The 23037-nt window shown below is 62.2% G+C and carries 26 protein-coding genes and 1 riboswitch; of the genes, 13 read left to right on the forward strand and 13 right to left on the reverse strand.

Features of this window, described 5'->3' with window-relative positions; all coding sequences use genetic code 11:
* Positions 1–35 precede the first annotated feature (35 nt).
* The gene (moeB, locus tag ABI796_RS12990) at positions 36–1238 is read right to left on the reverse strand and encodes a molybdopterin-synthase adenylyltransferase MoeB (RefSeq protein ID WP_141285665.1); all 1203 of its coding nucleotides are present in this window, start codon (positions 1236–1238) and stop codon (positions 36–38) included.
* Between the two features lie 6 nt (positions 1239–1244).
* Between moeB and ABI796_RS12995 the strand changes: the two genes are divergently transcribed.
* The 3 genes from ABI796_RS12995 to ABI796_RS13005 are packed head-to-tail and all read left to right on the forward strand — an operon-like array spanning position 1245 to position 2595.
* Positions 1245–1979 (forward strand): TetR/AcrR family transcriptional regulator, encoded by a 735-nt coding sequence (locus tag ABI796_RS12995; RefSeq protein ID WP_141285663.1) that lies wholly within the window; start codon positions 1245–1247, stop codon positions 1977–1979.
* Between the two features lie 50 nt (positions 1980–2029).
* Positions 2030–2254, forward strand: coding sequence for a DUF3107 domain-containing protein (locus tag ABI796_RS13000; protein WP_141285661.1), 225 nt, complete (start codon positions 2030–2032; stop codon positions 2252–2254).
* Between the two features lie 38 nt (positions 2255–2292).
* A complete protein-coding gene (locus ABI796_RS13005; protein ID WP_141285659.1) occupies positions 2293–2595 on the forward strand; it encodes a hypothetical protein in 303 nt (100 codons plus the stop codon).
* A gap of 57 nt (positions 2596–2652) precedes the next feature.
* Here ABI796_RS13005 and ABI796_RS13010 read toward each other — a convergent pair whose 3' ends face one another.
* From ABI796_RS13010 to thiO, 4 genes are all read right to left on the reverse strand, one after another.
* On the reverse strand, positions 2653–2979 hold the full coding sequence (locus ABI796_RS13010; RefSeq protein ID WP_141285657.1) for a 4a-hydroxytetrahydrobiopterin dehydratase: 327 nt from the start codon (positions 2977–2979) through the stop codon (positions 2653–2655).
* Positions 2980–3010: 31 nt separating this feature from the next.
* Entirely contained in the window at positions 3011–3838 is an 828-nt protein-coding gene (locus tag ABI796_RS13015) for a thiazole synthase (protein WP_141285655.1), read from the reverse strand.
* Positions 3839–3841: 3 nt separating this feature from the next.
* Complete coding sequence (gene thiS, locus ABI796_RS13020) at positions 3842–4078, reverse strand: sulfur carrier protein ThiS (protein ID WP_141285653.1); 237 nt, start codon at positions 4076–4078, stop codon at positions 3842–3844.
* Positions 4075–5343 (reverse strand): glycine oxidase ThiO, encoded by a 1269-nt coding sequence (gene thiO / locus ABI796_RS13025; protein ID WP_141285651.1) that lies wholly within the window; start codon positions 5341–5343, stop codon positions 4075–4077. The genes thiS and thiO overlap by 4 nt, the downstream gene beginning before the upstream one ends.
* A riboswitch (TPP riboswitch) is annotated at positions 5336–5454 on the reverse strand. It overlaps the preceding gene by 8 nt.
* A 27-nt stretch (positions 5455–5481) precedes the next feature.
* On the opposite strand from thiO, the gene thiE reads away from it, so the two are divergent.
* On the forward strand, positions 5482–6153 hold the full coding sequence (thiE, locus tag ABI796_RS13030) for a thiamine phosphate synthase (RefSeq protein WP_141285649.1): 672 nt from the start codon (positions 5482–5484) through the stop codon (positions 6151–6153).
* A gap of 38 nt (positions 6154–6191) precedes the next feature.
* Here thiE and ABI796_RS13035 read toward each other — a convergent pair whose 3' ends face one another.
* A complete protein-coding gene (locus ABI796_RS13035; protein WP_141285648.1) occupies positions 6192–6860 on the reverse strand; it encodes a ferritin-like fold-containing protein in 669 nt (222 codons plus the stop codon).
* A 158-nt stretch (positions 6861–7018) separates the two neighbouring features.
* On the opposite strand from ABI796_RS13035, the gene ABI796_RS13040 reads away from it, so the two are divergent.
* The 4 genes from ABI796_RS13040 to ABI796_RS13055 all read left to right on the forward strand — a co-directional run bounded on the left by ABI796_RS13040 (position 7019) and on the right by ABI796_RS13055 (position 12513).
* Positions 7019–7978, forward strand: coding sequence for a TM2 domain-containing protein (locus tag ABI796_RS13040; RefSeq protein WP_141285646.1), 960 nt, complete (start codon positions 7019–7021; stop codon positions 7976–7978).
* A gap of 142 nt (positions 7979–8120) precedes the next feature.
* Positions 8121–9599, forward strand: coding sequence for an RNB domain-containing ribonuclease (locus ABI796_RS13045; protein ID WP_141285644.1), 1479 nt, complete (start codon positions 8121–8123; stop codon positions 9597–9599).
* A 278-nt stretch (positions 9600–9877) separates the two neighbouring features.
* Complete coding sequence (locus ABI796_RS13050) at positions 9878–11590, forward strand: DEAD/DEAH box helicase (RefSeq protein WP_141285642.1); 1713 nt, start codon at positions 9878–9880, stop codon at positions 11588–11590.
* Between the two features lie 8 nt (positions 11591–11598).
* Positions 11599–12513: a DNA-methyltransferase gene (locus tag ABI796_RS13055; protein WP_141285640.1), complete on the forward strand. Its 915-nt coding sequence runs from the start codon at positions 11599–11601 to the stop codon at positions 12511–12513.
* Here the strand turns inward: ABI796_RS13055 and ABI796_RS13060 are convergent.
* Complete coding sequence (locus ABI796_RS13060; RefSeq protein WP_141285638.1) at positions 12486–13094, reverse strand: MarC family protein; 609 nt, start codon at positions 13092–13094, stop codon at positions 12486–12488. The genes ABI796_RS13055 and ABI796_RS13060 overlap by 28 nt on opposite strands.
* On the reverse strand, positions 13094–13939 hold the full coding sequence (locus ABI796_RS13065) for a PHP domain-containing protein (RefSeq protein WP_141285637.1): 846 nt from the start codon (positions 13937–13939) through the stop codon (positions 13094–13096). The genes ABI796_RS13060 and ABI796_RS13065 overlap by 1 nt, the downstream gene beginning before the upstream one ends.
* A gap of 80 nt (positions 13940–14019) precedes the next feature.
* Here ABI796_RS13065 and ABI796_RS13070 point away from each other — a divergent pair, with 80 nt between their 5' ends.
* The gene (locus tag ABI796_RS13070) at positions 14020–15594 is read left to right on the forward strand and encodes an aminopeptidase P family protein (RefSeq protein WP_141285635.1); all 1575 of its coding nucleotides are present in this window, start codon (positions 14020–14022) and stop codon (positions 15592–15594) included.
* Positions 15595–15684: 90 nt separating this feature from the next.
* On the opposite strand, the gene ABI796_RS13075 is transcribed toward ABI796_RS13070, so the two are convergent.
* Positions 15685–16554 (reverse strand): general stress protein, encoded by an 870-nt coding sequence (locus ABI796_RS13075; RefSeq protein WP_174754596.1) that lies wholly within the window; start codon positions 16552–16554, stop codon positions 15685–15687.
* A 76-nt stretch (positions 16555–16630) separates the two neighbouring features.
* Between ABI796_RS13075 and ABI796_RS13080 the strand changes: the two genes are divergently transcribed.
* The 3 genes from ABI796_RS13080 to ABI796_RS13090 are packed head-to-tail and all read left to right on the forward strand — an operon-like array spanning position 16631 to position 19758.
* Positions 16631–17914: a magnesium transporter MgtE N-terminal domain-containing protein gene (locus tag ABI796_RS13080; RefSeq protein ID WP_011775428.1), complete on the forward strand. Its 1284-nt coding sequence runs from the start codon at positions 16631–16633 to the stop codon at positions 17912–17914.
* On the forward strand, positions 17895–18626 hold the full coding sequence (locus ABI796_RS13085; protein ID WP_141285633.1) for a DUF1003 domain-containing protein: 732 nt from the start codon (positions 17895–17897) through the stop codon (positions 18624–18626). The genes ABI796_RS13080 and ABI796_RS13085 overlap by 20 nt, the downstream gene beginning before the upstream one ends.
* A gap of 4 nt (positions 18627–18630) precedes the next feature.
* The gene (locus ABI796_RS13090) at positions 18631–19758 is read left to right on the forward strand and encodes an Mrp/NBP35 family ATP-binding protein (RefSeq protein WP_141285631.1); all 1128 of its coding nucleotides are present in this window, start codon (positions 18631–18633) and stop codon (positions 19756–19758) included.
* Positions 19759–19827: 69 nt separating this feature from the next.
* Here the strand turns inward: ABI796_RS13090 and ABI796_RS13095 are convergent, their stop codons facing one another.
* Genes ABI796_RS13095 through sigE form a run of 3 tightly spaced genes read right to left on the reverse strand, consistent with a single transcriptional unit; the run spans position 19828 to position 21806 of the window.
* Positions 19828–20214: a Sec-independent protein translocase TatB gene (locus ABI796_RS13095; RefSeq protein WP_141285629.1), complete on the reverse strand. Its 387-nt coding sequence runs from the start codon at positions 20212–20214 to the stop codon at positions 19828–19830.
* 10 nt (positions 20215–20224) lie between these two features.
* Positions 20225–21175: a hypothetical protein gene (locus ABI796_RS13100; RefSeq protein ID WP_246095871.1), complete on the reverse strand. Its 951-nt coding sequence runs from the start codon at positions 21173–21175 to the stop codon at positions 20225–20227.
* 7 nt (positions 21176–21182) lie between these two features.
* Positions 21183–21806 (reverse strand): RNA polymerase sigma factor SigE, encoded by a 624-nt coding sequence (gene sigE, locus ABI796_RS13105; protein WP_024817449.1) that lies wholly within the window; start codon positions 21804–21806, stop codon positions 21183–21185.
* A gap of 236 nt (positions 21807–22042) precedes the next feature.
* On the opposite strand from sigE, the gene ABI796_RS13110 reads away from it, so the two are divergent.
* Positions 22043–22675 (forward strand): O-methyltransferase, encoded by a 633-nt coding sequence (locus tag ABI796_RS13110; RefSeq protein ID WP_141285627.1) that lies wholly within the window; start codon positions 22043–22045, stop codon positions 22673–22675.
* An 84-nt stretch (positions 22676–22759) separates the two neighbouring features.
* Here the strand turns inward: ABI796_RS13110 and ABI796_RS13115 are convergent, their stop codons facing one another.
* Entirely contained in the window at positions 22760–22927 is a 168-nt protein-coding gene (locus tag ABI796_RS13115; RefSeq protein WP_009357720.1) for a DUF3117 domain-containing protein, read from the reverse strand.
* Positions 22928–23037 lie beyond the last annotated feature (110 nt).

The following is a 23037-nucleotide window of genomic DNA, read 5'->3' on the forward strand; positions in this document are numbered from 1 at the left end:
CTCCCGGTAAAACCGAGAGGGCAGCTCTTCGCCGCCTAGTAAACAGGCTTCTCCGGTTCGACGTCGCGCACCCAGGCGAGAATACCGCCGTCGAGATGGCTGACACGGGTATAGCCCGCTGTCCGCGCCGCTTCGAGGACAGCTGCCGAGCGCGTTCCGGCTTTGCAGTGGAACACAATGTCCTTGTTCTGCGGCAACTCAACCCATGCCTCGCCGGAGAGAATGCGGCCCTGCGGAATGAGGACCGAGCCGTCAATGCTCACGATGCTGTGCTCGCCGGACTCGCGGACATCGACGAGTTCGAAGTCGCGCTCCCCCAGTTCCCTTTCGGCAAGCATTGCTGCCAGGTCCTTGGCGGTGACCGTGTGATCCTGGTCCGTTGCCGCCGGGGGCGTCACTCCGCAGAAGGCTTCATAATCGGTCAGTTCCGTGATGGGTTGGGCCTCCGGATCCTTGGAGACCTTGATTTCGCGCCAGCTCCCGCCCAAAGCATCAAAGAGCGCCACACGGCCCAGCAATGAACGCCCGACGCCGGTGATCAGCTTAACGGCCTCGGTGACCATGAGCGATCCAACCGCTGCGCACAGCATGCCGAACACCCCGCCCTCGCCACAGGACGGTACAGAGCCGGCAGGAGGCGCCTCAGGGTAAAGATCCCTGTACGTTGGCCCGTGCTCGCCCCAGAAGACGCTCACTTGGCCATCAAAGCGGAAGATGGATCCCCAGACGTAGGGTTTGCCGAGGATGGCAGCGGCGTCGTTCACCAGATACCGGGTGGCGAAGTTGTCCGCGCCGTCCAGGATGAGGTCATATTGCGCAAACAATTCCAGCGCGTTGGAAGAGTCAAGCCGGACATGGTGCAGGACAACGTTGACCAGGGGGTTGAGTTCAGCAATGGCCTTGCGCGCGGATTCGATCTTGGGGGTGCCCACGTCCTTCACGCCATGGATGACCTGCCTCTGCAGGTTGCTCAGATCCACCGCGTCATCATCCACTATCCCCAAGGTGCCCACGCCGGCGGCGGCCAGGTAAAGCAGTGCCGGGGAACCCAAGCCGCCGGCGCCGATGACCAGTACTTTGGCATTCTTAAGCCTGCGTTGGCCCAGGGCGCCGATTTCAGGAATGATGAGGTGCCGGGAATACCGTTCCACCTCGGTGGGCGTAAGTTCGGCTGCCGGTTCAACAAGGGGCGGCAGGACAGCGGGCGCAGCGGTGTGGGCAGCAACAATTGAGGCCATACCCCAATGTATGCCCGCAGATACCGCCGGGTCATATTACCCCCCGGTAGAGTAGTCATAACTGCAAAGGAAAGGCGGCAGACTGTGGCTGACGGCACACGGGCAAACGATGGGGCACCGGCCAAGCAGGAACGGGCAGGTACAACGCGTTCACCAAGGTTGCCGCGCGACGAACGCAGGGCACAGTTGCTGAATGCGGCACTGGAAGTTTTCGTCTCCAACGGCTTCCATGGGGCGGCCATGGACGAAATCGCTGAAGCCGCGCATGTGAGCAAGCCGGTGCTTTATCAGCACTTCCCGTCCAAGCGGGAGCTCTACATGGCGCTCCTGGACAGTCATTTGGCAGCCCTGACACAGCTGATGCTCAACGCCTTGAACTCCACCACGGATAACAAGGAACGCGTCAAAGCCGTTATGCGCGCCTATTACAGGTTCATTGCCGACGACGACCAAGCCCATCGCCTGGTGTTTGAATCGGACCTGATCAACGATCCCGATGTCAGTTCGCGGTTGGAGACGTTCAACAAGACCTTTGCCGACGCCGTGGCCCACGTTATTGCCGAGGACACCAAGCTTCCCCCGCTCGAGGCACAGCTCCTGGGGCGTGGCCTGGCCGGAATGGCGCAGGTCAGCGCCAGGTACTGGCTTGAAACGGACGGAAATCTGGACCTCGATGTGGCCAGTGATCTGATCTATCGTTTAGCTTGGCGCGGAATCAGTCGATTCCCCAAAGAGTCCTAGGCTACAAATAGAGGACTGACTTACAACTTGATTGGCTTGGAGGCCTTGCTGTGGAAGTAAAGATCGGCATTCAGAACGTTGGCCGTGAGATCGTGCTCGAATCCTCCTTGGATGCTGACGCCGTTGCCAAGATTGTGGCCGAGGCCGTTACCAATGGCTCCGAGCTGCGCCTCACTGATGAGAAGGGTCGCCAGGTGATCGTTCCCGGCAACGTGCTGGGCTATGTTGAGATTGGCGCTGAGGAAGTTCGCCGCGTAGGTTTCGGCGCCCTCTAAGGCATTCCCTTCCACCCGTTGTCCGCTAAGGAGTTTTGATGCTTTCTCTCGTCGTGGTGGTTTTGGCCACTATTGCCACCGGTTTCATCGTGTGGGCCAACGACAAGCGGCACAGCAAATACGGGATCGCCTTACCGGCCGGCGTCTCTGCGGCTGTGGGAACCCTGAGTTGGATCGCATTCATCAGCGCCGGCTTGGGTTACCAGCCTGGCGCCACGTGGATTCCGTGGGTTTTACCCATTGTCCTGGGAACGGCAGCTGCCGCCGGTGTGGTGGTTTTCCTGGGCCGGACACGCACCAGGCATGATACTGCGGCCCTTACCAAGGCGCTGCGGCTCTAAGACCGCAAATGTCAGGGACCGTCACTTTTGGGTGACGGTCCCTGCTTTTAAGCCACTTTATGACGCCGGATACCTCCCGGGCTGGGCAACTGCACCTGTCTCTGCTGCTGCCCCGCTCACAGCCTTGGCCGCGGCGACGTCACGCTGAGTCACGTGTCCGCCGGCGTCGTGGGTTACGTAGCGGAGGAAAACCCTGTTGTAGCGCCACTCCAAGTCAGGATGGTGTTGTTGTTCCTCGGCGATCCGGCCGATCGCGGCAATGAGCGCCAGTGCCCCGGCCGACGTCGGAGTTTTATAGACCGTCACCAGGCCATCCTGGTGCTTCCAGTCGGGAAGGTCTCCGAGGGCAGCCTGAATGGCTGTCTCCGTCATCTGATCTGCCATGACTGCTCCTTCATTGCTTTGGAACGCGCCGTTAGAGGAACTCTGCCCGGCCCTCCATCGCCGAGGACGCCAGCGCATGTTCCCGCCGTGGGATCCGGCCTGCCTGCTTTGCCAGCCTACCGGCCACCACGGCGTGTTTGAAGGCCTCACCCATTTGCACAGGGTTCTGAGCACGGGTTACCGCGGTGGCGAGGAGGACAGCATCGCAGCCCAGCTCCATGGCCAAGGCGGCATCCGAGGCGGTCCCGATCCCGGCGTCGAGAACAACCGGCACGGAGGCCCGTGACACGATCAGCTCAATGTTGTGCGGGTTCAGGATGCCAAGTCCGGTTCCGATGGGCGAGCCCAAGGGCATCACTGCCGTGGCCCCCAGGTTCTCCAGCCTGAGCGCCAGGACGGGGTCGTCGTTGGTATAGGCGAATACCTTGAATCCGCGATTGACCAGTTGCTCGGTTGCTTCCACAAGTTCCACGGCGTCAGGAAGGAGCGTCTGTTCATCGGCGATCACTTCCAGCTTCACCCAATCGGTCTCCAGGGCTTCCCGGGCCAACTCAGCAGTCATCACGGCATCCTTGGCGGTAAAACAACCAGCGGTGTTGGGCAGCACACGGATGTTGTGGTCCACCAGGAGCTGGAACAAGGATCCCGTTTCGGCCGGCGAGTAGCGGCGCATCGCCACCGTGGTGAGTTCCGTCCCGGAGGCAAGAAGGGCAGCCCCCAAGCCATCCAGGCTCGGCGCACCGCCGGTGCCCATGATGAGGCGGGATCCGAGCTCCACGCCATCGATCACCAGGGCGTCTCTGCCCAGCCCGGTGGCGGGAACGTCGGTGGTGCGAACGTCAACGTTTGATGTTGTCATGGTTCAGCCTCCTTGGACTGCTGTTACGAGTTCGAGTTCGTCTCCGTCGGCGAGCGCTGTTGCGGCCCATTGGCTGCGCGGCACCACCTCGGAGTTACGTGCGACGGCGACACCCAGCTTCCCGCCGTCGGCCGCCTGTCCGCTTGGGTCCAGGGCGCGGCCGGTGATGGAGGTGACGAGAGTGCTGACGGAGGCGTCATCGGAGACTGCATGATCGGTTCCGTTGAGTTTGATGTTCATGCGGATTCCTTGGTGGGGGTTGATGCTGATGGTGTGGGCAGTGCGGGAAGGGAAGCGGTGTTGGTGAAACGATCGGGGCGGAAGGGCGCCCAACGCGGGTCCGTGGAACCGTTGAGGAGATCCCCCGCGATTTTGGCGGCCACTGGTGTCAGCAGCACTCCGTGGCGGAAGAAGCCCGTGGCAACGATCAGGCCGGCAACCTCTCCTGTGTCACTTGTAACCCTGCCCAGGAGGGGTGCGTTGTCCGGGGTCCCGGGGCGGGCCCGGGCAGTTGCCTCCAGGAGTTCCAACTCGGCCACGGCGGGCACCAGAACCTGGGCATCCCTGAGCAGCTGGTAGACGCCACCTGCAGAAACAGCGTTGGATGGCGCTGACAATCCGTCCTCACGTTGTGTCGCGCCAATCACCACAGTGCCATCGTCCCGGGGCACGATGTAGACCGGCACTCCCCGAACCATCCCCCGGATGGTGGAGGAGACCAGCGGCCGCAGGTGCGCAGGAACGCGAAGCCGGAGAATGTCGCCATAGACAGGTCTCACCGGAAGGTTCAATCCATCAGGCAGTCCGGACAGATGCGGGGCTCCCAGCCCGTTGGCCACCACGGTCTCCCGGGCCGTGACCGTGGCACCGGACTCAAGCTGAACTCCAGTGACGCGCCCCCGGTCCCACAGCAGACTGCGTGCAGGGGAAGAAACTGCGTATCCAGCATCGGCTCCGGCTACCCAGGAAGGGTCTTCGGGTCCGTGCGAGGACAATCCACTGGCGATGCATGCCGCGAGTTTTCGCGGATCTACCTGGTGGTCTGCGGGGATGTCCAAAGCGCAGGAAATCTGCGGGCTGAGAAGCGGTTCGCGTTGCCTCGCATCCCGCAGGGTGAGCGGCTCAATGCCTAAACCGGCCGCAAGTTGCACTGCCCTCAGGTCTGCGAGCGCCCTGCGATCGGCGGCATCAGCACCCACGGCGAGGGTGGGCGTCGTGCGGTATCCGCTGTCCCCTCCCTGTGTGGATAGTCCCTTCACGAAGGCGGGCCAAAGCCGGGAAGACTCGAGCATCAACTCCAGGAGTTCTTCCTCCTGATAATGCAGTTCGCTGACGGGGGCAAGCATTCCTGCCGCAGCGAACGTTGCGCCCGAGGCCGGCTCAGGATCGATCAGTACTACTGAACGGCCTTGCCGCCTGGCTTCGTGGGCAATGCCGTGGCCTATGATGCCGGCGCCGATCACGGCAACGTCTGCCTGGAGGTGGGTATGGCGGGAATCTGCCATTCGTTTCCTTCCCTACGCCGGTACTAGCCGGATCAGGTCAAGCGGTCGGCTCTGAAGCCCTCTCAGCCGGACGGTCATATGACGATCGTCGCGGCTCCCGCAGTACGTGCCCAGTTTAGAGGAACTACTCTGGTTTCCATGACCCAGCCTGACGCTCTTGCCGCCGCCCGCCTCTACCTGTGCACCGATGCCCGTAAACGGCAGGGCGATTTTGAAGATTTTGTGGATGCCGCTTTTGAGGGTGGGGTGGACATCATTCAACTCCGGGACAAGACGTTGGAAGCTGCTGAGGAACTGGAAATATTGGCCGTCCTGCGGAGCGTCGCGCAGCGGCACGGGAAGCTGTGGGCCGTTAACGACCGTGCCGATGTTGCCAGTATTTCCGGGGCTCCTGTGTTCCACATCGGCCAGAAGGACCTGCCATTGACGGCCGCCCGGACGCTCCTGCCGAACGTCACCGGAATCGGCTTGTCCACCCACACGCCGGAACAGATTGACGCGGCGCTGGCCACCGCCCAAGGTCCTCTGGGACTGGATTATTTCTGTGTGGGTCCCGTGTGGGCAACACCTACCAAACCCGGCCGGGCTGCTGTTGGTACCGGCTTGGTCACATATGCCGCAGAAGCACAGAAGCGAGCGGATCACGAAGTGACGCTGCCGTGGTTCGCCATTGGGGGCATCGACCACAACAACGTGGAAGAAGTAGTCGCGGCCGGCGCCGGCAGGATTGTTGTGGTCCGCGCCATCACTGAGGCAACGGACCCGACGGCGGCAGCGAAGTCGCTGCTGCAGGCGCTGGACGCCGTGTAACAGGACACCAGAGAGCGCTGTGAGGGGGCAGCAGGCAGCTAAGCGGTGAGGCCAAGGCCCGTCATGCGGCGGGCGTGCTTGGCAGCAAGTTCCGCCGTCAGCGTTTTGACCGCGGCACGCGCATCCGGGGTGTTCTTCAGCGCCGGGCCGAGGACGGGATGTTCCACACCGACGCGCTGGGCCTGCGTCAAGGCCTCTCCCACCAGGCGCCGCCCCCATAGGGCGAGACGCGAGGCCAGGCGAGGGTCATCGGCCAAGGCCCTGTTCAGCAGGACGCGAAGCACTTCTGTGGCTTGATCGGGGGAAGCCACGCGTTCAACAAAGTGCTGGGTTGTTGAGTCGAGGAACATGGACACAGCCCTGTAGAAGTCCGAGGACACGGTGTCGATCACATAGGCCTTCATGACCGATTCGAACCAGTCCCCCGGTTTGGTGCGCTCGTGGAAATGGTCAAAGGAGCGTTGGAACGGCAGCATGGCGTGCTCGGGGTCAACCCCGATCTCCCACAACCGATCGCTGAGGAGGGCAAAGTTGCCATATGCTCCCACGGCTATTTTTGCCAGCACAGACCTGTCATGAAGCGTAGGTGCTTCACGGGAATCGAGGGAAAGCCGCCCAAAAGCAGATAGTTCCCCGTAAGCCATGGCGCCGAGCAACTCCGCGGAGAGTTGCCCGGCGGAGGTTGCGGCGTCCAAGGAAGTGCCCATGTACCCAGCCTATCCCCGGCCGGCCGTGACGTTACCGGGGGGTTGAGTTCCTGCGTCCAGCGCTATTGCTATTAGGCTGACTCGAAGTGAGTTGACTGCCGCGTGCCCTGCACGCCGGATGTCCTCCTTTTTCGCACCCAATTCCTTGAAGGATTCCCATGAGTCACCCGAGTTACCCACCCGTGCCACAAGACGACGCCGGGTCATCAGTTCCGCAGGTCCCCGCGGCGCCTTACAGCCATAACGGCCAATTCCAGGGTGGAGCCCAGGCAAGCTACCAGCCGGGCCCCGGAACCAGCCCGTATGGGATCCCGGGCGGGGAAATTCCGGCCAAGTCCTTCATGACCACCTGGATTCTGGCACTGCTCCTGGGTGGATTCGGTGTGGACCGTTTCTACTTGGGCAAGATCGGTACAGGAATCGCGAAGCTGCTCACTGCTGGAGGCTTCGGCATCTGGTCAATCGTGGACCTCATCATCACTTTGACCGGTAACGCCCGGGACAAGCAAGGCCGTCCCCTAGCTGGCTACCCGGAGAACAAAAAGAAGGCCTGGATCATCACCATCGTGGTCTGGTTCGCCGGCCTGATCGCTGGAATCGTGTCCACGGTGCTGTCTTTGAGCCTTGTTGCTGCCGCAGTCCAGCAGGCCGGAACCTCGCCGGTCGCACCGCTCCCCTCGGCCTCCCAAGGCCCCCTGATCCCGTCCTCAGGAACTGCCAGCGAAGCAAACACCTTCACGGTAACTGTTGATGAGGGCACCACGGTGAAGGTGGGCGTCATTGATTCCCTGTACACCCAGGAGATCCCCTCAATGTCCTACATGAAACCCGCCAACGGGGGCTTCCTTGTCCTGGAGGTGTCCTGGGAGACCGTGACCGGGACCAGCTTCGCAGCACCAACCAACTTTGAGGCCTACGATGCCGACGGCAAACAGGGAGAACTTTTGTTCCTCGAGGAAGGCCTGGGCAGTCTGCCCATGGGGACTGTTGCCTCGGGGGAAGCCAAGCAGGGAGTGATCGCGTTCGACATCAAGAACGGCCCCACCACCGTTGTGATCGCAGATGTCTACGGTGAAGAAGCAGCAACCTTCACCCTGACACCCGCAGCCGGGCAGTAGCCCACCGGAGGTTCTCCGGCCACAAACCTATCCGGACCTGCGCCACTATCGCAGGTCAGAGCCCGCCGCCCCTGCCTGGGACGGCGGGTTCTTTCGTCCGGCGTCCAAGACTACGGACACATTTGGGGCTAACCTGATTTTCGTGTCACATCATCGGATAGCGCCCAACGTAGACGACTCCTCGGACCAGCTCGCGGCGGCCCTTGCGGCCCTCCGAACGGAGCTGGAACTGCCCGGCGAGTACCCTGCCGAAGCGGTGGAAGAAGCACGGCTCGCCGTGGAGGCCCTTGCCCTGCCGGGTCATGACCTGCGCAACATACCGTTCGTGACCATAGATCCGGCCACATCCACTGACTTGGACCAGGCCTTGTTCATTGATCGCGCCGGCGATGGCTACAAGGTCCTGTACGCGATCGCCGATGTCCCTTCCTTCGTGGCTCCCGGTGGCGCCTTGGACAACGAGACGCGTGAACGCGGGCAAACCTTCTACGCCCCGGATGGGCGGATTCCGTTGCACCCTGAGGTCATCAGCGAGAATGCCGGAAGCCTCCTGGCCAACCAGGACTGCAGTGCTTTTGTGTGGGACTTCGATGTTGATGCCGCAGGCGAAGTGCAGGCAGTCACCGTTTCCCGCGCCGCCGTCCGCAGCACTGCCAAGTTGAGCTACAAAGGCGCACAACAGCAGATTGATGACGGCACTGCCCCAACCGTTCTTCAGCTCCTCAAGGAATTGGGACTCAAGCGCGTTGAACTGGAGCGGCAACGTGGCGGAGCAAGCCTGAACATGCCTGAGCAGGAAATTGTCCAAGCGACCGACGGCGGCGGATACAGGATCGCTGCCGCCCCGTCCCTCCCGGTTGAGGACTGGAATGCACAAATTTCCCTGATGACCGGCATGGCAGCTGCGCAGATGATGCTTGACGGGAAGGTGGGCATTCTGCGCACCATGCCCGCGCCGGATGACCGGTCACTGCTCCATTTCAAGCGCCAAACTTCCGCACTCGGCAAACCATGGGACGGTAACGTCCCCTACGGCGAGTACCTGAGGACCTTGGACGCAACGGAACCCAGGCAACTGGCCATCCTGCACTCAGCAGGTATGTTGTTCCGGGGCGCCGGCTACACCCCGTTTGACGGCGAGGTACCTGCAGAGGTCATCCAGGCAGCCATCGGGGCTCCGTACGCCCACACCACCGCACCCCTCCGCCGCCTGGTGGATCGCTTTGTCCTGGTGATCTGCGAAGCACTCAGCAACGGCCAGGAAATCCCGCAGTGGGCCCGCGAGGCCCTCCCGTCGCTGCCGGAGATCATGGCCTCCTCGGATCAGTTGGCCGGGCGCCTCGAGCGTGCGGCGCTGGACACTGTGGAAGCAGCCCTCGTGGCCAACCACATCGGCCAGGAATTTGACGCTGTTGTCATCTCAGGGTCCAAACCCTCCAATGGGAACTCCAGGGGAAACGGCAACGGAAACGGCAACGGCCCCTATGGCGTCATCCAGATAGCAGATCCAGCTGTCACGGCCCGGTGCGATGGAGACATGGAATCCGGAACCACAGTCAGGGTGCGGCTGCTCAAGGCCGATATCGCCAGCCGCGAGATCAGGTTTGAGCTGCTTCCCTGACGGCCGTTCATGCGGCGATCCCGGCTTTCCGGCCCCCAGAGGATAGACTGGGCATGTAGTAATGGATGCCCGGTCGTTGATTCAGTTAATTTTTGAACTCAACAAGCCCGCCCCTACGCGATCTTGAGATGTACCAACTGGTCACCAGTGCCAGTACTTAGATAGCCCGCGATCGGCTTCCACTGGACTTGCTTGCGCGCCCGTTCGTGCTCCGGTACGGCTATGCCGCCGCCGTTGAGCATGCAGCGCCAATGCCCAAATGAATAAGGAAACTCCCTGTGAGTGAATTGCATACCCACGAAGTCCTGACGGACTCCACCGGAACAGAATCAATCGAACCCGAGGAAACGATCATCTCGGATGAGACGCCCCACGAGATCGAAGAAAAGTCGTTCGCTGACTTCAACGTCCGTGCGGACATTGTTGAGTCCTTGGCTGACGCCGGAATCACGCACCCCTTCCCCATCCAGGCCATGACCTTGCCTGTGGCCCTGAGCGGCCACGACATCATTGGCCAGGCCAAAACGGGTACCGGAAAAACACTGGGCTTCGGCATCCCCGCACTGCAGCGCGTTGCCGGTCGGGACGATCCCGGCTACGCAAAGCTCGCAGTTCCCGGTGCGCCCCAGGCATTGGTGATCGTTCCCACCCGCGAGCTGGCCGTGCAGGTAGCCAACGATCTCCAGGCCGCTTCACGCAAGCGCAATGCCCGCATCGCCACGATCTACGGTGGCCGCGCCTATGAACCCCAGATTGATGCCCTGCAGAAGGGCGTCGAGATCGTAGTTGGTACTCCGGGCCGTCTCATCGATCTTTACAAGCAAAAGCACCTGAGCCTCAAGAACGTCAAGATGGTCATCCTTGACGAAGCGGACGAAATGCTGGACCTCGGCTTCCTCCCCGACGTCGAGACCCTGATTGCCGGCACCCCGGCCGTTCGGCAGACTCTCCTGTTCTCCGCAACAATGCCCGGCCCGGTCATTGCGATGGCACGCCGCTACATGACCCAGCCCACCCACATCAGGGCTGCTGACCCCAATGATGAAGGCCTCACCAAGCGGGATATCCGCCAGCTCATCTACCGCGCGCACAGCATGGACAAGACCGAGGTGGTTGCCCGCATCCTGCAGGCACGCGGCCGGGGACGCACCATCATCTTCACCAAGACCAAGCGCACCGCTGCCAAGGTTGCCGAGGAACTCGTTGACCGCGGTTTCGCGGCCGCGGCCATTCACGGCGACCTCGGCCAGGGCGCCCGCGAGCAAGCCCTTCGCGCCTTCCGCAACAACAAGGTTGATGTGCTGGTGGCCACCGACGTCGCAGCCCGCGGCATCGACGTCGATGACGTCACCCACGTGATCAACTACCAGTGCGTTGAAGACGAAAAGATCTACCTGCACCGTGTTGGCCGTACCGGCCGCGCAGGCAACAAAGGCACTGCAGTCACGTTCGTTGACTGGGATGACATGCCTCGCTGGGGCCTGATCAACAAAGCTCTGGGACTCAGCGTTCCCGAGCCCGTGGAAACCTACTCTTCCTCGCCGCACCTGTACTCCGATCTTGACATCCCCGAGGGCACCAAGGGCCGCCTGCCGCGCAACAAGCGCGTCCTGGCCGGCGTCGATGCCGAGGTTCTTGAGGACTTGGGAGAGACCGGCAAGAAGAACGCACGCTCCGGCGGCTCAGGCCGCGACGGCGGACGTGATAACAAGCGCGACGGCGGTCGCGACGGCGGCCGTGGCCGCTCCGGCAGGTCCGGTGACGCCGGGTCCACCGAATCCAAGGGTGAGAGCAGCCGTAACCGCACCCGCCGCCGTCGTACTTCCGATGGCGAAGCAGCCCCCGCTGCGGGCTCCTCGGAGACCCGGACCGCCACGGCGGACAGCGCAGAAAAGCCGGCCCGAACGCGTCGGACCCGCACGCGCCGCCGTAACGGCGAAGTGGTTTCCGGTGAGACGGCAGCAGCCCGGTCCGGCAGCACCGAGGCCTAAAAACCTCAATGACTGAATCTGTTTGGGCGCCGGACGGCGGCAACCTGGTGATGCACGCGGACAACGCGGAATTCCTCCCTACGCTGCCGGACGGCGCCTTCACACTCATTTACGTGGACCCGCCCTTCAACACCGGCCGGGTCCAACGCCGCCAGGAAACACGCATGGTCCGCAACGCGGACGGCGACGGCGACCGGGTTGGCTTTAAAGGCCGCTCCTACGACACCATCAAGGGCGCGCTGCACAGCTACGACGACGCCTTCAGCGACTACTGGTCCTTCCTGGAACCCAAGCTCGTTGAGGCCTGGCGCCTGCTGGCCGACGACGGCACCCTGTACCTCCATTTGGACTACCGGGAAGTCCACTACGCAAAAGTCATGCTCGATGCGATCTTCGGCCGGGAATGCTTCCTCAACGAAATCATCTGGGCCTATGACTATGGCGCACGGGCAAAGAACCGTTGGCCTACCAAGCACGACAACATCCTGGTGTACGTGAAGAACCCCACCAAGTATCACTTCAACAACGCTGAAGTAGACCGGGAACCGTATATGGCCCCCGGTTTGGTGACACCGGCCAAGCGCGAGCTCGGCAAGCTGCCCACGGACGTCTGGTGGCACACCATTGTTTCGCCTACGGGACGCGAAAAGACCGGCTATCCCACCCAAAAGCCTGAAGGCCTGATCCGCAGAATTGTTTCCGCATCAAGCCGCGAGGGCGATTGGTGCCTTGATTTCTTTGCAGGTTCAGGAACCCTCGGGGCGGTGGCCGCCAAGCTGGGCCGTAAATTTGTGTGCGTCGACCAAAACGAACAGGCAATTCAGGTCATGCAGAAACGGCTGGGCAGCGCGGCGGACTTTCTCCGAAGCGGCGACCAGGCGGACCCCGGGTTGGATCAGGCAGCGCCCTTCACGAAGGCCTGAACGGCATCTGCGATCATCTGAACGGCGATTGCTGAGAGCAGCAGACCGGCGATCCGGGTGACCAGCTCCACCCCGTTTTCACCGAGAACGCGCTGAACCACTCCGGCGAAACGCATGGCCAGATACAGTGAGCCCAGCACCACGGCAATGCCAAGGCCCACTGCCAGGTACTCAGACAGCTGGCCCGACTGCTGCACAAAGACCATGACGGCGACGATCGCACCGGGTCCTGCCATGAGCGGAGTCCCCAGCGGCACGAATGCCACGTTCTTGTACTTGGCCGCATTCTCCTCGCCACTCGTGGAACCGGTCAGCAACTGAAGTGCGATCAGCACCAGGAGCAGACCCCCTGCACCCTGCAAAGCCGCCAGGGAGATGTGCATGTAGTTCAGGATGGACTGTCCGAAGATCGCGAACACCACGATCACGCCAGTAGCCACCAACAGGGCCTGGAACGCTGAACGGTTCCGGTCCTTGGCCGACATCTGCGCCGTCAAGGACATGAAAATGGGCACGGTACCAGGCGGGTCCATGATCACGAACAGGGTGACAATCACGGAGGCCAGAAGTTGCAGATCCATTACCGGATCACCGTGCTGCCGGTAGCCAGCTCCTCGATCCGCAACAAGACCTCGGGCGAAGTGGTGTTCTCGCCCAGGAGATTGGGTTTTCCTGCCCCGTGATAGTCAGAAGAGCCTGTCATGAGCAGCCCGTGTTCGGCGGCCAGGCCACGGAGGAATATGCGGCCCTCTTCCGGGTTGTCCCTGTGGTCAACCTCAAGTCCCAACAGACCGGCATCAATCATGTCCCGGTAGGTACTCTCCCCCACAATCCGCCCTCTGGAGGAGGCCACCGGATGGGCGAAGACGGGAACGCCGCCGGCTGCGCGGACAAGCTCAACAGCCACCGCAGGGTTGGGGGCGTAGTGCTGGACAAAGTACCGGGAATGTGAGGTAAGGATGGAGGTGAAGGCCTCCGTTCGATCCGCCACCACGCCGGCGGCCACCAAAGCATCGGCGATGTGTGGCCGGCCCACTGTGGCGCCGGGAGCAACGTGATGGATCACGTCGTCCCACGTCAACGGATAATCCTCGGACAACAACGTGACCATATGCTCGGCGCGGGTCAGCCGGGCGTCCTTGGACTTGGTGATTTCCTCCAGCAGGCCTGCATGGGAAGGGTCATGAAGGTAGCTGAGCAGGTGGACGCTGATTCCTTGCTCCGTCCGGCAGGAGATCTCCATCCCGGGAACAAAAGCAATGCCGTGTTCACGGGCAGCCGCAGCCGCGGACTCCCAGCCATCCGTGGAATCGTGATCAGTCAAAGCCACGGCGTCCAGGCCGGCCGAGACGGCGGAGATGATCACCCCGGAGGGGGTCTCGGTTCCGTCGGAAACATTAGAGTGTGCATGCAGGTCTATCCTCACTTTCCCAGCCTATGGGATGCAGGCCCGCTTGGCCGGTTGCGCCGTTGGCCTCCTCGCCTCACTGGTGGGACGATGTAACGGTGAACGATGCCGAAAACACCCAGAACTCGTCCTCCCAGCCGCTGCAGGAGCGTGTCAACAACCGCTCGCAACGGCCCACCTCAGATGCTTTCAAGGCCTTTATGGCAAGCAACTGGGCGCCCGCCCCGCAGGTGACCCCTGAGCGTGACGCCGTAGCAGACCACGCCGCGCGCCGTCGTCGTACTATCTCCGAACAGTTCAAAGGCGAACGTCTGGTCATCCCCGCCGGCCCGCTGAAGGTCCGTTCCAACGACTGCGACTACCGGTTCCGCCCCCACTCCGGCTTTGCCCACCTCACGGGTCTGGGCCTGGACCACGAGCCCGACGCCGTGCTGATCCTTGAGCCTGTGGCTGAAGGAAAGGGCGACGACGGCGGTCACCACACAGCCACCCTCTACTTCCGTCCGCTGGCCGGCCGGGACACCGAACAGTTCTACGCCGACTCGCGCGCTGGCGAGTTCTGGATCGGTGCGCGACCCACCCTGGCTGAATTCGAAGCCCGCTTCGGCCTGCCGACGGCTCACATCTCCGAGCTTGAGATGGCCATCACCAAAAATGTGGGTGCCCCGGAAATCGGTGGCATCTCCATTCGCCTCGTCCGCAAGACGGACGAAAACATCGACGCCCTGGTGGACACCGCCCGCTACAACACGGCCAAAGATCCTGAGAACCTTGACCTCGGTGAACTCGACGCCCTGGATGAAAAGCTCAGCGAGGCACTGTCCGAGCTGCGCCTGATCAAGGACGAGTGGGAAATCGAACAGATGAAGATCGCTGTGGCGGCTACCGTTGAAGGCTTCGCTGACGTGGTCCGCGCTCTCCCCCGCGCTCTGACCCACAAGCGCGGCGAGCGGGTAGTTGAAGGAGCATTCTTTGCCCGTGCCCGCGAGGAAGGCAACGAGCTCGGTTACGACACCATTGCCGCGTCCGGCAACAACGCCACGGTGCTGCACTGGAACCGCAACTCCGGAACCGTCAATGCCGGCGAGCTCCTGCTCCTGGACGCCGGCGTGGAGGCAGACTCCCTCTACACTGCGGACATCACCCGGACACTTCCGGCCACAGGCACCTTCACCGATGTCCAGCGCAAGGTTTATGAAGCAGTGCTCGACGCCGCCGACGCCGGCTTTGCTGCCGCGCAACCGGGCGTGAAGTTCCGGGACATCCACACCGCAGCAACCACCGTCCTTGCCGAGCGGCTTGCGGAATGGGGCTTGCTCCCCGTTTCGGTCGAAGAAGCGATCAGCCCGGAGGGCCAGCAGCACCGCCGCTGGATGCCGCATGGCACCAGCCACCACCTGGGCCTGGACGTCCACGACTGCGCACAGGCGAAGCGTGAACTCTACCTCGATGGAATCCTCACCGAAGGCATGGTGTTCACCATCGAACCGGGCCTGTATTTCAAGAACGAAGACCTCGCCATCCCCGAGGAATACCGCGGGATCGGCGTGCGCATTGAAGACGACATCCTCATGACAGCGGATGGCCCCGTCAACCTCAGCGCTGCTTTGCCGCGCAAGGCTGACGACGTCGAATCATGGATGGCCGGCATCTACCAGGAAGCCCAGGGCTAAGCGCGGGAGTTCCACTAACTCAAAAGGGAAGGCCACCGGAGATCCGGTGGCCTTCCCTTTTTGTCCTGCGAATTTGTCCTCCGAAGGAAGCTACTGCTTGGAAGAATCCTCTGAGCCGGACTGTTGTCCCTCTTCCTGCGGTTCGTTCTGTGCCTGAGGTTGCGCCTGCGGTTGCGCCGGGCTCTGTGCGTCGCTCACCCGCACGCCGTACTGCGGACGGCCGTCGGGGAGATCAGGGTAGCGGACAGCTGCAGGCGTCGGGTTCTGAACAGGCTGGTTCTGAACAGGCTGGTTCTGAACAGGCTGGTTCGCCGGGGCCGCGTTCTGTCCCTCCGGCGTGCTTGATCCAGTGGGCTCCGGGCCGCGCTGGCCATAAGGATCGTTCCACGTGGAAGGACGCTCAGGTGCTTGGCCCGGCTGCTGGAACGGCTGGTTGTAGTTGGCGGCCTGCGGAGCGGCTGCCTGCGAGGGGTTCATGGGAAGTTGGTGGAGCAGGCGGCGGGCCTCATGGGCTGCCTCTACCGCCACGATGACGTCATAGTTGGTAGCCACCACCTGGCTGGTGGAGGTGAAGTCACGCTTGCCCCGCTGCGTGGCGTAGGTGACGATGCCGAAGAGCATGAAGAACGCCGCACCCATCAGCACTGAGGTGATGATGGAGAACGGTCCACCGGCGGGGGTGAAGAAGGAGAGCATGACGCCGACGAAGAGGCCGAACCACATACCGCTCAGGGCACCGGACAACGCCACCCTGGGGTAGCTCAGGCGGCCGGTCACCCGCTCCACCATTTTGAGGTCGTTGCCCACGATCGACACCAGCTGAACAGGGAACTGCTGGTCTGCCAGGTAATCCACCGCCTTCTGGGCATCCAAATACGAAGTGTACGAGCCGACGGTCTCCCCCTGGGGAACACTGCGGGACTCCTCAACGGCTTTGGGACCACCAAAAATGTTTGACATAGCCCCATTGTGTCTCATGGACATGTGTACCGGCTGGAATTCAGCTAAAAGAGAGCAGACTCGGTAGCCTGTAAATATGAGCACACATCCTTCACGCGTCTTCGTCGCGCGCTTGCTCGGCTTGGACGTCTTCGACCCCCTGGGCGATCGTCTCGGCCGGTTGCGCGATGTTGTGGTGCTCTCACGCGGCACCCGCGGTGCGCCGCATGTGGTGGGCATCGTGGTGGAAGTTCCCGGCAAGAAGCGCGTCTTTGTTCCCATGACGCGCATTACGTCCATCGACCAGACGCAGATCATCTGCACCGGTCTGGTGAACCTTCGCCGATTCGAGCAGCGAGGTGCCGAAACCCTGGTGGTTGCTGAGATGTTCGACCGCCGCGTGACCCTTGCTGATGGCAGCGGAGACGCCACCATTGAGGACATCGCCATGGACCAGCACAGGTCCAAGGACTGGTTTGTCAGCAAGCTGTTCGTCCGCCGTGGCCACTCCCTCTCCCCCTTTGGCAGGCTCCGCCGCAACGAGACCCTGATCATCGACTGGGCTGATGCCCAGACCGGCGCCCACAATGAGCCCCAAGCCGCCACCCAGTTTGTTGCCACCCATGAGGACCTCAAGCCTGCAGACTTTGCTGAGGCCCTTCAGGAAATGAGCGACAAACGGCGTTTTGAAGTGGCCAGTGAACTCCAGGATGAACGACTCGCAGATGTCCTCCAGGAACTTCCGGAAGACGATCAGGTGGAGATCCTCTCCGCCCTTGACGTGGAACGTGCCGCTGACGTCCTCGAAGAGATGGATCCTGACGACGCCGCCGATCTCCTGGCAGAGCTCCCTTCGGCCCAAGCCGAAGAATTGCTTCAACTCATGGAACCTCAGGAAGCCGAGGACGTCCGCCGTCTCCTGGAGTACGACGAAGATACTGCCGGCGGCCTGATGACCCCGGTCCCTGTCATCCTGCCGCCTGAAGCGACCGTGGCAGAAGCCCTTGCCCACGTCCGGCGCGAGGAACTGTCGCCGGCGTTGGCCTCATCCATCTTCATCGCCCGTCCACCACTGGAGACTCCCACCGGGCGTTTTCTGGGCGTGGTGCACATACAGCAGCTTTTGCGCTTCCCCCCACCCGAACCGCTGGGCAACCTCGTGGATAAAAACCTTGAGCCACTCTCGGATCAAGCCCATATCTCCGAAGTAGCCCGGACCTTGGCGACGTACAACCTGAACTCACTTCCAGTCGTGGACGACGACGGCCGCCTCGTGGGGGCGGTGACTGTTGATGACGTGCTGGATCACCTGTTGCCGGATGACTGGCGCGCCCACGAGGACGACGCCCCTATAAGGAAACTTGGAGGCCGCATTGGCTGATAACAACGCCACCCGATCCCCCAAGTCCTCAGGACGGACGAGCAGCAGCCTTGACACACCCCTGAGCGGGCGTCAACGCATCCTGCCCAAGTTCTCGCCGAACCCGGATGCCTTCGGGAACGCCACGGAGGGCTTTGCCCGGTTCATGGGCACGCCTACGTTCCTCGTCTACATGACGGTGTTCTGTGTGTTCTGGCTGGCCTGGAACACCTTCGCTCCCACGGACTGGCAGTTCGACCGCGTGGAGCTGGGCTTCACCCTGCTGACCCTGATGTTGTCCCTTCAGGCCTCCTACGCCGCACCCCTCCTGCTGCTGGCCCAAAACAGGCAGGACGACCGCGACCGCGTCTCGCTCCAGCAGGACCGCCAGCGTGCCGAACGTAACCTCTCCGACACCGAGTACCTGACGCGGGAACTGGCTTCCCTCCGCATCGCCCTGCGTGAAGTAGCCACCAGGGACTACGTACGGACCGAACTCCGAAGCCTGCTTGAAGACATCATTGATGCCCAGGAGGAACTCCGGGAGAACGAAGGCAGCTCTGACGGCACGGAATCGCCCGGGGATAAGGTCAAGGAAAAATTGAAGGAAAAGCGCGACAAATCGCGCAGCCCCCGGACCCAGCAGATTCCCAAAGTGCGCGCCCCGCGAACCACAGGCCCACAACATTCAACCGCCAAAACGCCGCCCGAAAACCCTGAGAGCCGAGCCTGACCATATGAGCATTGCATCGGCCGAGGCGCTGCATGCTGCCTTGGCAACCGTCATTGATCCCGAGCTGCGTCGCCCGATTACCGAACTCGGGATGGTGGAATCGGTATCAGCAGATGATGACGGCACCGTCCACCTTGCCGTTCTGCTGACCATTGCCGGATGCCCGCTGCGCGACACGATTACCAAGGACGCTACGGAGGCCTTGATCCGGGTTGCCGGCGTCACAGCCGTGGACGTGGAACTGAAAGTCATGAACCAGGCGCAGCGCGAGGCCCTCAAAGAACAGCTCCGTGGGCCCGGTGGACAACGCGGCATCCCTTTCACCAAACCTGGTTCCCTGACCAAGGTATATGCCGTGGCCAGCGGAAAAGGCGGCGTGGGCAAGTCATCGGTAACAGTCAATCTTGCCTGCGCATTGGCCGCCCAGGGCCTGCGGGTGGGGATTGTGGACGCCGACGTGCACGGCTTCTCCGTACCCGCACTGATGGGGATTACCCAGAAGCCCACCCAAGTGGACGACATGATCCTTCCGCCGGTGGCCTATGGCGTAAAGGTCATCTCCATCGGCATGTTTGTTGCCGGCAACCAGCCCGTGGCATGGCGCGGTCCCATGCTGCACAGGGCCCTGGAACAATTCCTCAGCGATGTTTACTTCGGCGACCTCGATGCCCTCTTCCTGGACTTGCCTCCCGGAACCGGCGACATTGCGATTTCCGTGGCACAGCTGCTGCCGAACGCTGAAATCCTGGTGGTTACAACGCCTCAGGCAGCAGCGGCGGATGTGGCCGAACGTGCGGGAACAATTGCCACCCAAACGGGTCAGAAGGTTGCCGGCGTCATCGAAAACATGTCCTACCTGGAGATGCCCGACGGCGCGCGCATGGAACTGTTCGGAAGTGGCGGAGGTGCCATCCTGGCTGAACGGCTGAGCACCGCTGTAGGAACCGAGATTCCCCTCCTCGGCAACATCCCGTTGGACATCCGGCTACGCGAGGGCGGTGACGCCGGAACCCCCGTGGTTCTAGCTGCACCTGAAACGGCGGCGGCCAAAGCGTTGGAGGGTATTGCTGCTTCCTTGGCAACCAGGCCCCGGGGATTGTCCGGCATGCCGTTGGGAATCCAGCCCCGCTGAGCAGGTTGTTGCAAGCTCTACAGGCTTTTGCGGCTCTACAGGCGATAAAGGCTGGGAACTGCTTTCAGCTCAGGTTGCTTCGGTGTCGAAAGGAGCAGCTTCGCCCTCAGCGAGCCTCTCAATGACCCGCACCGGGGTTTTGGGTTTGATCTCTGCTGCTGCACCAGCAGCAGCCACGGGTGCTCCGGCACTGACAGGTTTGTCGTCATCGAGAAGCGCATCCTTGATGATGCGCCGGGGATCGTACTGACGAGGATCGTACTTCTTCCAGTCGACCTCATCGATGTCGATGCCGACTTCTTCCTTGATCTGCTCGCGGGCGCCGGATGCCATCCGACGCACTTCCTTGACCAGGTTGGCGAGCTTTTGAGTGTATTCGGGCAAACGGCTGGGACCGATGACGAGTACGCCGATGATCAGAAGGAGTATGAACTCCGGGCCGTTGATTCCAAGCACGTTACGAAGATTACCTTGTCTCCGGTGCCGCTCCTAAACCGGCGGGACGGAGCAGGGTCTGGAGGCCTCGGAGCACCCTTTTGTACCATGCCTCGTGGTCTTCAGGAGCTGGCGTCATGGACATGGACTCCCCTGCCCGGACAATTTCAGGGACAGCATCGTCCGCGGCGTCGGCCGGGAGGTCGGAGGCGTAGCTGATCACAGCTGAGGGCATGGTGTAAACAGCCTTCCAAGGGGTTCCCTGTGTGACAGAGAGTTGAGCCGAAGTGGATCGCCCTGGTCCGGATCCGTCCGTGGGCAGGTGTTCCTCCACGATGGTGGCATAGTGACCGTTGTTCTGGAGCCTGATCTCCACTGCCGGGTTGCCGTTACTGCTGATGGCCTGGGCTGAGACCACGTGGAACCCCATTGCGGACAGCTCAGGGCATGCCCAGCCTTTGTCCCGCAGTGACTCCAGTTGCCCAGGGCTCAAACTGACGGTGCTTCCGGCACGAAACGCAGGTCCCACCATGGTCTCGACGGGGCTGCCCGTCCAAGCGCCGCCAAGAGTCCCGGCGTCGGATGCTTCTGCGGGAACACGTGGCTCCGTATCACCGGCAATCACATACGCCGAGACGGCCAGGGCGCCGGCGCTGACTACCAGGGTGCCCGCAGCAACGCCCATCAGGCGAAGGCCCCGGAACCTGGGGCTGGGATGCGGCAGCGGTGTGTAATGCTGCGCGAAGCCGGACTGCCCGGGCTCGTTGGCAAGGCGTTCTGTGTGCTGGATCAGGCGCGCCGCCAGATCCTGGCTGGCTTCGGGGACGGCAGCCCCACGGAGTCGCTCAAGATACTGCCGTTCACGACGAAGGGCGAGGCGGCATTCGGCGCAGCGCTGCAGGTGCTCCGGGCTACGCGTATGGCGCAGCCCAGCCAAAGTTCGCCGGGACAGTGCTCCCGGACGATGAGGACGTCGAGGCATCGACAACCTAAAGAATGCTGGCGATGCGGGGCATCTTCAACCGCGGCTTGCGTGCCTCGGCCGGGCGGGGATCACGGTGGGCAAGCTTTTCGCGGAGCATGGTCCTTCCGCGGTGAATACGGGACCTGACGGTTCCCAGTTTCACACCAAGCGCCTCTGCGACCTCGTCATAGGAGAGGCCCTCAAGATCGCACAGCACGACGGCGGCGCGGAAGTCCGGCGGGAGTTCCTCCAGCGCCCTCTGGACGTCAAGGTCCAGGTTGTTGTGTTCGAAGCTCTGCTCAGGTCCGGGTTCACGGCCCGGCAAACGGGATTCCGCGTCTTCCGCCAGCGCATCAAAGCGGATCCTGCTCCTGCGCCGAGCGCCGTCCAGGAACAGGTTGGTGGTGATGCGGTGCAACCAGCCGTCCAAGGTTCCGGGCTTGAAGTTCTCCAAGGAACGGAACACCCTGACGAAGACCTCCTGGGTGAGGTCCTCAGCGTCGAACTTGTTCCCGGTCAGGCGATAGGCGAGGCGATACACCTTGGCGGAGTGGTTGGAAACCACTTCCTCCCAGCTGGGCATGACCCAATCAGTAACGGCCTCTAGGCTTTCCGATGTTTGGACTGGCGCAGCATGCGATGCCGGCATCGTCCACTCCCCTCAAACTGTGGTTCACCGAATACCCGGTGCCGCCCACCTCATGGATGACCGGAGCATTATCATCCCAAGTTTGTCTGGGAATTTCCTGACTGGCCGGGAATTTCTTCGCAAGGCTGAAAACCATGGTGGACACAGCTCCGGGGAGCCCCTCGGCAGCGGGTTTACGGAGGCGGACACAGTAGTCTTGGTACAAACACCCCTACCCGCGGAAAGCGAACCCCTTCATGAGTGCCGACAAGTCAAGCAGCTGGTCCTACGCAGAAGATCTGCCGGCTGAGGATGACGTGTTGTTGCGCGCCCGTGAGCGTTCCTTTGAACTGGGGGTCACCCCCATCAGTCCCGGCGTGGGCGCAGTACTGACTGTGCTTGCAGCCGCATCCAAGGCGCAGACCGTAGTAGAGGTCGGCTCCGGCGCGGGCGTGTCCGGGGTCTGCTTGCTGCGGGGCCTGAGCCCCCAGGCCGTGCTGACCACCATTGACGTGGACGTTGAGCACCTCAAGGCCGCCAGGGAAGCTTTCCTGGAGTCCGGCAGCCCCGCCAACCGCACCCGCACCATTTCCGGCCGTGCAGCTGATGTGCTGCCACGTCTGACCGACTCCGCGTACGATCTGGTTTTCATTGACGCCGACAAGCCGAACTTTCCCAAGTACGTGGAACAGGCAATCCGTCTGCTCAAATCCGGCGGCACATTGGTGATCAACGATGCTTTGGATAAGGACCGTGTTGCCAACCCGGCAGCGCGGGATGCCACTACCGTAGTTCTGCGTCAGATCGTGAAGGCAATACGCGACGACGAACGGTTGGCTTCGGCGATGCTGCCAACAGGCGATGGACTCCTGGTAGCCGTCAAGAAGTAGGTTCCCTGCTGGCAGGGAAAACAGCTTAAACAAAAGCAGGGCTCCGGTTTACCGGGCCCTGCTTTGTAAATCTGTTCAATTCGCCTACTCAGTAACCCCTACGAGGCATTCCTTGAGGTTGGCCGCTTCCGCTGCGTTGAGCTCGACAACGAGTCGTCCTCCGCCTTCGAGCGGCACACGCATAATCAAGCTGCGTCCCTCTTTGGTAACTTCCATAGGGCCGTCGCCGGTACGTGGTTTCATAGCCGCCATTAGGAAAATCCCCTCCATTTGTCCCAAGTCACGCCAACCCGGCCGGGCTGGTTCCGCGTCGCAATTGCAGCCGGCGGCACCGCTGGGGAGGCCGCCTTGGCCGGGCACTT

Source organism: Paenarthrobacter aurescens, from assembly GCF_041549525.1.
Lineage (GTDB): Bacteria > Actinomycetota > Actinomycetes > Actinomycetales > Micrococcaceae > Arthrobacter > Arthrobacter aurescens.